Below are 12221 nucleotides of genomic sequence, written 5' to 3'. Positions count from 1 at the left end.
GGGCGGCGTCAACGCCCCCAGCGCCCCGACATGTTGCCCCGATCGGCCTGCCGGTGCCGCCCGCCCGCGTCGCGGCCGGCATCGTGGTGGTCACCGCGGTTCACGCCGTGCCCCCGGTTGGCCTCGCCGTGCCGGTTGTCGTCGTGCGCCCGGTGCGCGGCCCCGGGGTCCTGCCGGTCGCGCGCCTCCTTGCGCTCGCCGGCCTCCGCGCCGCGCTCGGCGCGCTGCTCACGGGCGCCGCCGTTGCGGTCCTGCGCCCGGCGATCGCGGCGGTCGGAGTTGCGCGGGTCCGCGCCGTGGTGGTTCCGGTCCTGCCGGTCCCAGCCCTCACGGCGGTCCCCCGCGTCGCGGTCGTGGTTGATGTCCTGGCGGTCGTCGCGGCCCTCGTCGTTCCGGTCCTCGTCGTCCCGGTCGCTGTGGCGGTTCATGCTGTGCAGGTCCTTGCTGTGACGGTCCGTACGGTGACGGTCGATGCTGTGACGTTCCACGCGCCGCTGCCCGGCGCGCTCCTGACCCGGCTGCGGGCCACGGTTCCGGCCCTCCGCGGGCCCCTCCGGCGCGCGGTACCGGCCGTCCGGCCCACCACGCGCAACCACCCCGGCGGCCGCGCGACGGCCGGCGGCATGCTTGCCGGCCCGGTGCCGGCCCGCGTTCTCCCGGTGCCCGTCGGCGTTCCGGCCGGTCCGTGACATCAGCACGCGCTTACGCTCCTTCGCCGCCACGGCCCGGACCCGCTCGCGGACATGGTTGTCGACCACGTGCCGCACATGCCGGGCCAGCCGCTCGTCGTGGGTCTCGTGGGGCAGGGGACGGTCGTGGCACTCGATCGGCTGCGGCCTGTCGAGGTTGGGACGGCAGTGGCGGCGCTCGAAGCACCAGCCCCAGCCGGGCTTACCGGGGTCGTGCGGCTTACCGGGATGACCGGGGTGTTCGGGGTGGCCGGGGTGGCCGGGCTTCCCGGGGTGACCGGGATGGCTCGGCTGTCCGGGGTGACCGGGCCAACCGGGGTGACCGGGCCAACCGGGGTGACTCGGGTGACCAGGCTGCTCCGGGTGGCCGGGCTCGCCGGGCGGACCGGGCTGACCGGGCTGACCCGGCTCGCCGGGCTGACCCGGGTGACCAGGCTCCCCAGGCTGACCGGGCTCGCCGGGCTGACCGGGCTCACCCGGCTCGCCGGGCTGACCCGGGTGACCAGGCTCCCCAGGCTGACCCGGATGGCCAGGAGCACCGGGCCACCCCGGAATGCCCGGGTGGCCGGGGAGGCCCGGAACCCCGGGCCCACTCGGCGGCTGACCAGGCACCCCAGGCCCACCCGGCGGCTGCCCCGGAACCCCAGGAACTCCCGGACCGCCGGGAACCCCCGGACCGGGAACCCCCGGACCGGGAACCCCCGGACCGGGAACCCCTGGACCGCCCGGAACCCCGGGCCCGGGCGCCCCCGGCCCACCGGGCTCACCCGGCTCCTCGACGGGAGGCAGCGGCTTGGTCGGCCGGTCCGGGTCCGGCTCCGGGTCGTGGGGGCGCGGGTGAGACCCGTACCCCGGCCGGTTCTCTTCACGGTCGGCGGCAGGGACGCCGCTGTCCCCCGTACCCCCGGACGGTGGCCGGACCGGTGACGGCCCGGCGGCGGCCGGCGGGCGCGACGTCGGCGGCGCCGATGCCGGCGGGGGTGAGGAAGGCGGCAGCGTCGGGACGATGACCGGGCCGTCGGACGGGGCCGGGAGGAACGGCGGGGCGGCGGGTTCGGCGTTGGTGTCGAGGGCTTCCGGGCCTGCGGTGATGGCTGCCAGGGTGGGCAGCGAGGCGAGCACGACGAGGAGGCCGACGACGAGGATGTAGCGGCGGGTGGGGCCGGCGACGGTGTCGGCGCGGTAGACGCCGTTGAGGCGGCGGCGCATGACCTTGAGTGGGGGGACGAGGCCGTCGGCGGGTGGTTCGTGGTCGTTGTGGGCACCCGGCACGGCTGCTGTCCTCCCCAGGATCCGTGCGGGCCGTGAACATTCATGCCCGCACATGCGTCGCTCGAAGGGGGAAACGACGCGCGGTCCGGGAGGCAGCGGATCGGCGGGGCGTGAAAAAAGGTCGGCGTGGATGAATCGCCACGAATTCGGACAGACCGGTACGGGCAAATCACGAACAAAATTCCGGACTGTGATCAGGCTGACCTGTGGGCGGGGTCACCACAGGTGCGAGGATGACAACCAGACGGCACCGCCGCCGTCGCCTCCACGCACCGGGCGCCACACGCGCCGGATGCGGGCGGGCGCACCGGGGCGGAGCCGTTGCTCCCCCGGGCGCGGTCGACCCCCGACCTCGCCGCACCGCCGCGCGAGGCCACACCCCGGCCGGGCACGGCGTCTTGACAGCGCGCCGCGCGGACGGGACACCCCCGCCGCGGGGTCACAGACGAACAGGGAGACACGGATGGCGAAGGGCGACCTCGAGACGGTCGGCGCTGACGCGCCCGCCGGTGGTTACGTCCAGCTGCTCACCCCGGACGGGGACCGCGTCGAGCGGGTCACCGGCCCGGACGGCACGGAGTACTCCGTCGACTTCACGGACGCCGAGTACCGCACGCTCTACCGCGACCTGGTCACGGTGCGGCGGCTCGACGCGGAGGCGACCGCCCTGCAGCGGCAGGGCGAGCTGGGCATCTGGGCGAGCCTGCTCGGGCAGGAGGCCGCTCAGGTCGGCGCCGGCCGGGCGATGCGGCCGCAGGACATGGCGTTCCCCACCTACCGCGAGCACGGCGTGCTCTACACCAGGGGCATCGACCCGATCATGCCGTTCGGGCTGTTCCGCGGCGTGAACCAGGGCGGGTGGGACCCGCAGGAGTACAAGTTCAACCAGTACACGATCGTCATCGGGGCGCAGACCCTGCACGCCACCGGCTACGCCATGGGCATCACCATGGACGGCAAGACCGGCTCCGCCGACGGCGAGGCCGTGATCGCGTTCTTCGGCGACGGCGCTACCAGCCAGGGCGACGTCAACGAGGCGTTCGTGTGGTCCGGCGTCTACCACGCGCCCATCGTGTTCTTCTGCCAGAACAACCAGTACGCGATCAGTGAGCCCCTGGAGCGGCAGACCCGCATCCCGCTGTACCGGCGCTCGTCGGGCTTCGGCTTCCCCGGCGTGCGGGTGGACGGCAACGACGTGCTGGCCACGTTCGCGGTGACCCGGGCGGCGCTGGACAACGCGCGGCAGGGCCAGGGCCCGACGCTGATCGAGGCGTACACGTACCGGATGGGCGCGCACACCAGCTCCGACGACCCGACCCGCTACCGCATCGCCAGCGAGGTCGAGTCGTGGAAGGTGAAGGACCCGATCTCGCGGCTGAAGGCGTTCCTGGAGAAGCAGCAGGTCGGCGACGCGGCGTTCTTCGCGGAGGTCGACGAGCAGGCCAAGGCGGAGGCCATCGCGCTGCGCGAGCGCGTCCTGGAGCTGCAGGACCCGGACCCGGTGACCATGTTCGACCACGTCTACCCGCACGGGTCGCCCGAGGTCGACGCCCAGCGCGAGGCGTTCCAGCGGTACCAGGCCACGTTCGAGGGGAGCGCGCACTGATGGCCGAGATGATGACTCTGGGCAAGGCGCTCAACGCCGGGCTGCGCAAGGCGCTGGAGGACGACCCGAAGGTCGTCATCATGGGCGAGGACGTCGGCAAGCTGGGCGGCGTCTTCCGCATCACCGACGGGCTGCAGAAGGACTTCGGCGAGGACCGGGTGATGGACACCCCGCTCGCCGAGTCGGGCATCGTGGGCACCGCGGTCGGCCTGGCCATCCGCGGGTACCGGCCGGTGTGCGAGATCCAGTTCGACGGGTTCGTGTTCCCCGCGTACAACCAGATCGTCACGCAGGTGGCGAAGATGCACTACCGGTCGCTGGGGCGGCTGCGGCTGCCGATCGTCATCCGGATCCCGTACGGCGGCGGCATCGGCGCGGTGGAGCACCACTCGGAGTCGCCCGAGGCGTACTTCTCGCACACCCCCGGCCTGAAGGTCGTGACGTGTTCGAACCCGTCGGACGCCTACACGATGATCCAGCAGGCGATCCGCTCCGACGACCCGGTCGTGTTCTTCGAGCCGAAGCGCCGGTACTGGGAGAAGGGTGAGGTCGAGTTCTCCGACTTCCCGCTGCACGCCAGCCGGGTGGTGCGCGAGGGCACGGACGCGACGGTGCTGGCGTACGGCCCGATGGTGAAGGTCGCCACGGACGCCGCCTCGGCCGCCGCCGAGGACGGCCGCTCGCTGGAGGTCATCGACCTGCGCACGCTGTCGCCGCTGGACCTCGGCCCGGTGTACGCGTCGGTGCGCAAAACCGGCCGCTGCGTCGTCGTGCACGAGGCGCCGGGCAACCTGGGGCTGGGCGCGGAGATCGCCGCCCGCGTCACCGAGGAGTGCTTCTACTCCCTGGAGGCGCCGGTGCTGCGGGTCGCCGGCTACGACATCCCGTACCCGGCCGCCCGGGTCGAGGAGGAGTACCTGCCGGACCTGGACCGGGTCCTGGACGCCGTCGACCGCGCGTTCGGCTGGTGACGCCGATGTCGCGGATCAAGGAGTTCACGCTGCCCGACCTGGGCGAGGGCCTCACCGAGGGCGAGATCCTGGCCTGGCTGGTGAAGGTGGGCGACACCGTCGAGCTGAACCAGCCCATCGTCGAGGTCGAGACCGCGAAGGCGGCCGTCGAGATCCCCGCGAAGTGGGCGGGGCAGATCACCCGGATCTTCCACGAGGCCGGCACGGTGGTGGAGGTCGGCGCGCCGATCGTCGCCATCGACACCGACCCGTCGGCGGGGCCGGTCGAGCCGGCGCCGTCGGCCGCGTCGCTCGCGGCGGTCGAGGTCGCGCCCGCCGAGGGCATGGTCGAGCCCGGCATGATCGGCGGCCCGGCCCCCGGGGGCCGGACCGCGGTGCTGGTGGGTTACGGCCCGCGGACCACCACGGCCAAGCGCCGCCCCCGCCGCACAGACGGGGGTACGCCGCCGGCGAGCGCCCCGCCTGCGGCGGCTGCCGCAGCACCGCCCGTGGCCCCCAGTGCACCGCCCGCGCCCGTGCCGGCCCCGCCGGCGACCAACGGGGACGGGCCGGTGCTCGCCAAGCCGCCGGTGCGCAAGCTCGCCCGGGACCTGGGCGTCGACCTGGCCACCCTGACCGGGTCCGGGCCGCACGGCTCGATCACCCGGGCGGACGTGGAGCGGGCGGTGGCCGTACCCGAACCGGTGGCGGCGGCCCCCGCGGCCGCGACCGTCGCGGCCCCGATCTTCGACGCCTCCCGCGAGCAGCGCGTGCCGGTGAAGGGCGTGCGGAAGCTGACGGCGCAGAACATGTCGGCGTCGGCGTTCACGGCCCCGCACGTCACGGAGTTCGTTACCGTCGACGTGACCCGCGGCATGAAGGTGCTCGACAAGCTGCGCGAGCACCGCGAGTGGCGCGACGTGAAGGTCTCGCCGCTGCTGCTGGCGGCGCGCGCGGTCGTCCTGGCCGTGACGCGGCACCCGATGGTCAACTCGACGTGGGCGGGCGACGAGATCGTCGTCAAGGAGTACGTGAACCTGGGCATCGCCGCGGCGACCCAGCGCGGCCTCATCGTCCCCAACATCAAGGACGCGGGGCGGCTGTCGCTGCGCGAGCTGGCGGAGGCGCTGAACGCGCTCGTGGCCACCGCCAGGTCGGGCAAGACGCCCCCGGCCGACATGTCCGGCGGGACGCTGTCCATCACGAATGTCGGTGTGTTCGGCATCGACACCGGCACGCCGATCCTGCCGCCCGGCGAGACGGCGATCCTGTGCCTCGGCGCGATCCGCCCGACCCCGTGGGTCCACAAGGGGAAGATCAGGATCCGGCAGGTGACGACGCTCGGGCTGTCGTTCGACCACCGCATCGTGGACGGGGAGCTCGGCTCGCGCTTCCTGGCCGACGTGGCGGCGTTCATGGCCGATCCGGAGGGCTGCGCGCTCACCTGGGGATAGTTTCGTTCAGTCAGTCAAATCGGTTCCCAGCCTTCGATCCTTAGGCTGGTGCGGCAGATCACCTCATAAAGCGGTACCGGAGACGGGTCCTGCGCGGTTTACTGGAGTAGTAGTCAACCGCGCAGGACAACCGAATATGTCCGGAAAGTGAGCCCCACCATGAGCATCATCGCCAAGCTCCGCACCAGCGCCCGCAACGCCCGCAACGCCCGCGCGATCGACCGGGCCCTCCGCTCGGCCCCGACCCAGGCGATGCGCGACGAGATCCTCCTGATCTCGCAGCGCAACAGCGGCTGATAGGCCACCATCGACGTCCCGTCCGGCTCACCGGGCGGGACGTTCCCGTACCCGGGCGGCGTACACCGGGATTCCTCCACGCCGGACCGCCCGGTACGGTTGGGCACGGTCATCGTGCCGTCTCCCCTCCCCCGGGAGCCCCGGCAGAATGGCCGGGAGCCGCCCCGGTGGCCCCGCACGGCCGGCGTTCCCCGTGGTCCGGACGGGACACCGGCACGGCTGAGAGGACATCGAGGAGGCGCGCATGACGTCCGAGGGGCAGCACGCCGGCCGGCAGCCGGCCGAGGCCACGTCGGGCGAGGGCGGAGCACGAGGGTTCGGCTCGGAGGGATTCCCACCCGAGGCCGACGACCGCCCCGGCTCCTGGGCGCCCGGCGCCCCGCACGCCTACGGCCCGCCGCCGTACCCCGAGCCCGAGTCCGGCTCGCCGTTCGTGGTCCCCGCGGTCCCCAGCCCGCCCGCCACACCCCCGCAACCCACCTTCGCCCCCAACGGCGGCGCCCTGCCCCGCCGCGGCGCCCGCGCCGGCCAGTCCCTGGCCCAGCCCGAACCGTGGGCCGCCGCCGAGGCGTTCACCCCGCAGTCCGAACGCGGCCGCGCCCCCGAACCCCCGCCGCAGCCCACACCCCCGCCGCCCGCCACCCCGGACCCGGCCTCCCGCGCCCAGAACCTCGGCGCCCTGCACACCCGCGGCGGCCGCGACTCCGGCGGCTACCCCGCCGTCCAGCCCCCCACCGAGGCCCCCTCGGCTGTTCCCCCGCAGCCCGCCGCCGGGCGCGCGTCGGCCGGCCGCGCCTCCGTCCCGGTCCCGGGCGCCCAACGCCCCGACGACGCCCCCGCAGTCCCGGCCCCGGCGTTGCCCGCCTTCCCGCCGCCGACGAGCATCCCGCCCGGCCCCATGTCCGCCGGGCCGCGCAAGCCCGCCGACGGCATCTCCGTCTTCGGCGGCCAGCGCGTCCGCGTCCCCGGCGCCAGCCTCACCGGCCTGCCCGACGCCCCCCGGCCGGCGGAGCCCTTCAGCTCCGGTGCGCCCTCCTCGGGTGCGCCGGCCTCCGGGTTGGGACTGCCCGGGTCGCGGGTGCCTGCCTCCGGGCCGCCCGCCTCTGCGCCGCCGGTTCCTGGGTCTCCGGGGCTGCCCGGCCGGAGCGGTGACCTCGCCGGTCGCGGCGGCGGCGCCGCTGACCTCAGCGGTGGCGGCTTCCCCGCCCGCGGCTCGGGCGACATCGGCGGCCGTGACGATCTTGCCGGCAGCGACCTGCCGGGCCGTGGTTCCGGCGATCTCGCCGGGCGGGGTCCTGCTGACCTTTCCGGTCGCGGCTCCACCGACCTCCCGGTCCGCGGCTCCGGCGACCTGGGCGGCCGCGGCTCTGCCGACCTTCCGGTCCGCGGCTCTGCCGACCTTCCGGTCCGCGGCTCTGGCGACCTGGGCGGCCGCGGCTCCACCGACCTCCCGGTCCGCGGCTCCACCGACCTTGGCGGCCGCGGTTCCGCCGACCTTGCGGGTCGCAGTTCCGCCGACATTGCGGGTCGCAGTTCCGCCGACATTGCGGGTCGCGGTTCTTCGGACTTTGCCGGGCACGGCCCTGACGACTCGGCCCGGCGCGGGTCTGCCGACGCCACCGGGTACGACACCCCCGACCTGGCGGGTCGCGGTTCCGCCGGCTTCGCCGGGCACGGTCCCACCGACTCCGCCGGTCGCGGCTCTGCCAACCTTCCGGTCCGGGGCTCCGCGGACCTCGACCCGGCGGGCCGCGGCTCCGCCAACCTTCCGGTGCGCGGCTCCGCCGACGCTGCCGGCCGCGGCTCCGCCGACCTGGCCGGTCGCGGCCCCGCCGACCTCCCCGTTCGCGGCGGTGGCGAGTTCGCGCAGGCCGAGCGGCGCGACGAGCCCGCCCAGGGTGTGCCGCAGCCGCGCGTCCCCGAGCCGCAGGCCCGGGCCGCGTCGGCGAGCGCCTCCGTCCCCGTCCCGAACCGCATGACGCCCCCGCCGAACCCCGACGACCAGCCCACCGGCTCGGCCCCCACCACGCCGAAGCCCCGCGTCTACGGCCGCCCCGCCGAGCCCGCCCCGGACGCCGCCGGCCACGACGGCCCGGCCCCGTGGGCGCCGCCGTCCGACCAGGACGAGCGCTCGGGCGGTTGGCAGCCCCCCGCCCAGGGCGCGGCCAGGGCGTCGGCGGGTGTCCCCCGCCCGACGAGCCCGTCCCCCGACGAGCGCCCGCACGCCGACCGGCCCGCCTCTGGCGGCTGGCACGCAGACCCCGCCCGCCCGGTCAGCGGTGACGGCCCCGCCTCCGCCGGCTGGCACGCAGACCCCGCCCGCCCGGTGAGCGGCGACGGCCCGGCCTCCGGTGGTTGGCAGGCCCGTGACGCGTCCGCCGACGAGCCGGCCTCGGGTGGTTGGCAGCCGGCGTCCCGCCCGGACCAGGGTGTGGTGCGGGCCGCGGCGTCGGTGAGTGCGCCGTCCGCCGACGAGTCCGCGCCGGCCGACGGCTGGCCCGGCACCCCCGATCAGCAGCACGCCGTTGGCGCGTGGCCACCCCCGGACCGCCCGCACACCGCGGGCAGCACTGCCGCGGAAAGCTGGCCGGGCGCCGACGACCGCGACGCCGCCGCGCGCCCCGAGCCGGGCAGCTGGGCCGCACCCGAGGCACGCCGGCAGCCCGGCGCCGCCCCGTCGTGGGCGGGCCCGGACGCACGCCCGCCCGCCGCCGAGCCGACGTCGCCTTCCTGGCCGGCCCCGGACGACGCGGCCAACCACCAGCCCGGCGGCTGGCCCACCCCGGACCAGGACCGCCCCGAGACGAGCAGGCCGGACCAGGACCGTCCCGCGCCGGCCGGTTGGCCGGCCCCCGACGGCGAGGCCCGCCCCCAGAGCGGCGGCTGGCCGACCCCGGACGCCGACGCCCGCCACCAGAGCGGCGGCTGGCAGGCCCCCGACGGCGACGCCCGCCCCCAGCAGGGTGCGTGGCCGGTGCCGGGCGGCCAGGACAGGCCGCACGGCGGCCACCCCGGGCCCGACGGCCCGGCGGCGCGGCCCAGCAGCGGTGGTGCCGGCGGGTGGCCCGCGCCGGAGGACCGCGGCAGCGGCGGAGAGCAGCGCCCCGCCGGCTGGGCCGCCGCGTCCGGCGCCCACGACCAGCCGGTGGCCCGCGCGGCCGCCCCGGTCAGCGGGCCGCGGCAGGACAGTGGTCCCGGCGGCTCGGAGTTCGGCCGCCCGCCGTTCGGTGCGGGGCCGCAGAACGGGCAGGTCGACGGCGGCGCTCCCGACGGTCCGGAGGGGCCGCGCGGTGACGCCGCCGGTCGGCCCGTGGTGGCGCGGGCGACGGCCAGTGCGCGTGTGTCGCCGCCGCAGTTCGACGGGCCCGCCGGGCCGCCGCCGGTGAGTGGTGGGCCGGGCGGGTTCGGGTTCGACGACCCGTTCCGGGCGCCGGCGCCCGGGTCGCCGGTGGTGAACGGGCAGCACCCGTACAGCGAGCACACCGTGGACGTGTCCGGGCGGCGGGACGCGCCGCCGGCGGACGGGCAGCGGCCGCCGTTCGGGGAGCAGACGAGCGACCTCGCGGGCCGTGGGCGGGCGACCGCCGACCCGACGCAGGTGCAGGCGCCCGTGCAGGGTGCCCCGGCGCGGCCGACGGTGACGCCGCCGGGGCCGAACGAGACGTCGAGCTGGCCGACGGCCGATCCCGAGCAGGGGCGGTTCGACCAGTTCAAGGCGGCGACGGCGGCGGAGAAGCCGGCCGAGGCGCCGCCGAAGCCGGTCCGCAAGATCCTCGTGGTGCTGGCGGTGCTGGCGGCGGCGGTGCTGCTGGTGGCGGTGCCGATGTCGATCGTGTGGCTGATGGCGCGGCCGTCGGACAACGCGTTCACCGTCAACCCGGGCGAGTGCGTCAAGCAGCAGGGCGAGCGGGCGGTGCGGGCCGGGTGCTCGGACGCGGGCGCGTTCCAGGTGGCGTCGATCGTGGACACCAAGGAGCAGTGTGCCGACCCGGGCATGCCGTGGGTGGTCAACCCGACGGGCGGCGGCCGTACCCAGGTGCTCTGCCTGAAGCCGGCCGGCTGAGGGCCGGCGGACCGGGGCGGGACGTGACCAACGTCCCGCCCGCCGGGACGCCCCGACCGGGCAGACTGGCGCCATGACCGCACGCGTGAGGGCGCCGGAACTCCGGGGCCGTGGCTGGCTGAACACCGGCGGCCGGGACGTCACCCTGGCCGACCTGCGCGGCAAGATCGTCCTGCTGGACTTCTGGACGTTCTGCTGCATCAACTGCCTGCACGTGCTGGACGAGCTGCGCCCGCTGGAGGAGAAGTACGGCGACGTGCTGGTCGTCGTCGGCGTGCACTCGCCGAAGTTCGAGCACGAGCGCGACCCGGACGCGCTGGCCGCCGCGGTGGAGCGCTACGGCGTGACGCACCCGGTGCTGGACGACCCGGAGCTGCTGATGTGGCAGCAGTACGCGGCGAAGGCGTGGCCGACCCTGGCGGTGGTGGACCCGGCCGGTTACCTGGTGGCGTCGATGGCGGGCGAGGGCCACGCGGAGGGCCTGGCGCGCCTGATCGACGAGCTGATCGCCACGCACGACGCCACGGGCGCCCTGCACCGGGGCGACGGCCCGTACGTGCCGCCGGCGGAGCCGGAGACGGCGCTGCGCTTCCCGGGCAAGGCCGTGGCGCTGCCGGGTGGCGGGTTGCTGGTGTCGGACTCGGCGCACCACTCGCTGGTGGAGCTGGCCGCGGACGGCGAGACCGTCGTGCGCCGCATCGGCACCGGGCGGCGGGGCCGCGCGGACGGCCCGGCGGGGGCGGCGACGTTCTCCGAGCCGCAGGGCCTGTGCCTGCTGCCGCGGCACGAGGCGGAGGTCGCCGGGTACGACGTGGTCGTCGCCGACACGGTCAACCACCTGCTGCGCGGGGTACGCCTGGCGTCCGGCGAGGTGGTGACGGTGGCGGGTTCGGGGCGGCCGTGGCGTTCAGGGGTGGACGACCGCCCGCACGACGCGCTGGCGGCGGACCTGTCGTCGCCGTGGGACGTGGCGTGGTTCGACGGCCGGGTGGTCGTGGCGATGGCGGGCATCCACCAGCTGTGGTGGTTCGACCCGATCAAGCGCACGACCGGCGTGTACGCGGGCACCACGGTGGAGGCGCTGCGCGACGGCGACCTGCCGGACGTGTGGCTGGCGCAGCCGTCGGGCCTGTCGGCGGGCGGGGACCGGTTGTGGCTGGCGGACGCGGAGACGTCCGCGGTGCGCTGGGTGTCCGGCGGCGCCCTGCACACGGCGGTGGGCCAGGGCCTGTTCGACTTCGGGCACGTGGACGGCCCGGCCGGGCAGGCGCTGCTGCAGCACCCGCTGGGGGTGTGCGCGCTGCCGGACGGTTCGGTGCTGGTGGCGGACACGTACAACGGCGCGGTCCGCCGGTTCGATCCGGCGACGGACGCGGTGTCGACGGTGGCGACGGGCCTGGCCGAGCCGAGCGACGTGGTGCTGGCGGCGGACGGGGCGGTGTTCGTGGTGGAGTCGGCGGCGCACCGGCTGACCCGCCTGGCGCCGGGCGCGCTGGCGGCCGCGGGTGTGGTCGACGGCGGCCGGCGCCGCACGGAACGCCCGCCGTCGCCGCTGGCGCCGGGCGCGGTCACGCTCGACGTGATCTTCACGCCGGCGCCGGGGCAGAAGCTGGACACGACGTACGGGCCGTCGACGCGGCTGGAGGTGTCGGCGTCGCCGCCGGAGCTGCTGGTGGAGGGCGCGGGCGTCACGACGGACCTGTCGCGCCGCCTGGTGCTGGCGGAGGGGGCGGGGGTGCTGCAGGTGGTCGCGCAGGCCGCCACCTGCGACGTCGACGACGAGCACGCCGCCTGCCACCTCACCCGCCAGGACTGGGGGGTGCCGATCCGGGTGGAGCCGGGCGCCCCGGACCGGCTGCCGCTGGTCCTGCGCGGCCTGGACGCCTGAGC

At 76.2% G+C, this 12221-nt stretch carries 7 protein-coding genes; 6 read left to right on the top strand and 1 reads right to left on the bottom strand.

The genetic code is table 11. The features are described 5' to 3' along the window. Positions 1–8 precede the first annotated feature (8 nt). Entirely contained in the window at positions 9–428 is a 420-nt protein-coding gene (locus Sya03_RS10385) for a hypothetical protein (RefSeq protein WP_203938014.1), read from the bottom strand. A gap of 1996 nt (positions 429–2424) precedes the next feature. Between Sya03_RS10385 and pdhA the strand changes: the two genes are divergently transcribed. From pdhA to Sya03_RS10355, 6 genes are all read left to right on the top strand, one after another. Continuing rightward, on the top strand, positions 2425–3567 hold the full coding sequence (gene pdhA, locus Sya03_RS10380) for a pyruvate dehydrogenase (acetyl-transferring) E1 component subunit alpha (RefSeq protein WP_203938013.1): 1143 nt from the start codon (positions 2425–2427) through the stop codon (positions 3565–3567). Continuing rightward, positions 3567–4538 (top strand): alpha-ketoacid dehydrogenase subunit beta, encoded by a 972-nt coding sequence (locus Sya03_RS10375; RefSeq protein WP_370871929.1) that lies wholly within the window; start codon positions 3567–3569, stop codon positions 4536–4538. The genes pdhA and Sya03_RS10375 overlap by 1 nt, the downstream gene beginning before the upstream one ends. 5 nt (positions 4539–4543) lie before the next feature. Beyond that, on the top strand, positions 4544–5971 hold the full coding sequence (locus Sya03_RS10370) for a dihydrolipoamide acetyltransferase family protein (RefSeq protein WP_203938012.1): 1428 nt from the start codon (positions 4544–4546) through the stop codon (positions 5969–5971). A gap of 159 nt (positions 5972–6130) precedes the next feature. Continuing rightward, positions 6131–6268 (top strand): hypothetical protein, encoded by a 138-nt coding sequence (locus Sya03_RS10365; protein ID WP_203938011.1) that lies wholly within the window; start codon positions 6131–6133, stop codon positions 6266–6268. Positions 6269–6512: 244 nt separating this feature from the next. Then, positions 6513–10331 carry an LppU/SCO3897 family protein gene (locus Sya03_RS10360; protein ID WP_203938010.1) on the top strand — a complete coding sequence of 1273 codons (3819 nt, stop codon included), beginning with the start codon at positions 6513–6515 and terminating at the stop codon, positions 10329–10331. A 73-nt stretch (positions 10332–10404) separates the two neighbouring features. Continuing rightward, positions 10405–12219: an NHL domain-containing thioredoxin family protein gene (locus Sya03_RS10355; RefSeq protein ID WP_203938009.1), complete on the top strand. Its 1815-nt coding sequence runs from the start codon at positions 10405–10407 to the stop codon at positions 12217–12219. The last annotated feature ends 2 nt before the right edge of the window (positions 12220–12221 follow it).

The organism is Spirilliplanes yamanashiensis (assembly GCF_016863475.1).
GTDB lineage: Bacteria > Actinomycetota > Actinomycetes > Mycobacteriales > Micromonosporaceae > Spirilliplanes > Spirilliplanes yamanashiensis.
Note: the sequence above shows the minus strand (reverse complement) of the source record. Positions and strands in the feature narration are given on the sequence as shown.

Coding starts and splice junctions, on each gene's coding strand:
- Sya03_RS10385 (WP_203938014.1), bottom strand. CDS start 428: ATGAACCGCCACAGCGACCGGGACGACGAGGACCGGAACGACGAGGGC.
- pdhA (WP_203938013.1), top strand. CDS start 2,425: ATGGCGAAGGGCGACCTCGAGACGGTCGGCGCTGACGCGCCCGCCGGT.
- Sya03_RS10375 (WP_370871929.1), top strand. CDS start 3,567: ATGGCCGAGATGATGACTCTGGGCAAGGCGCTCAACGCCGGGCTGCGC.
- Sya03_RS10370 (WP_203938012.1), top strand. CDS start 4,544: ATGTCGCGGATCAAGGAGTTCACGCTGCCCGACCTGGGCGAGGGCCTC.
- Sya03_RS10365 (WP_203938011.1), top strand. CDS start 6,131: ATGAGCATCATCGCCAAGCTCCGCACCAGCGCCCGCAACGCCCGCAAC.
- Sya03_RS10360 (WP_203938010.1), top strand. CDS start 6,513: ATGACGTCCGAGGGGCAGCACGCCGGCCGGCAGCCGGCCGAGGCCACG.
- Sya03_RS10355 (WP_203938009.1), top strand. CDS start 10,405: ATGACCGCACGCGTGAGGGCGCCGGAACTCCGGGGCCGTGGCTGGCTG.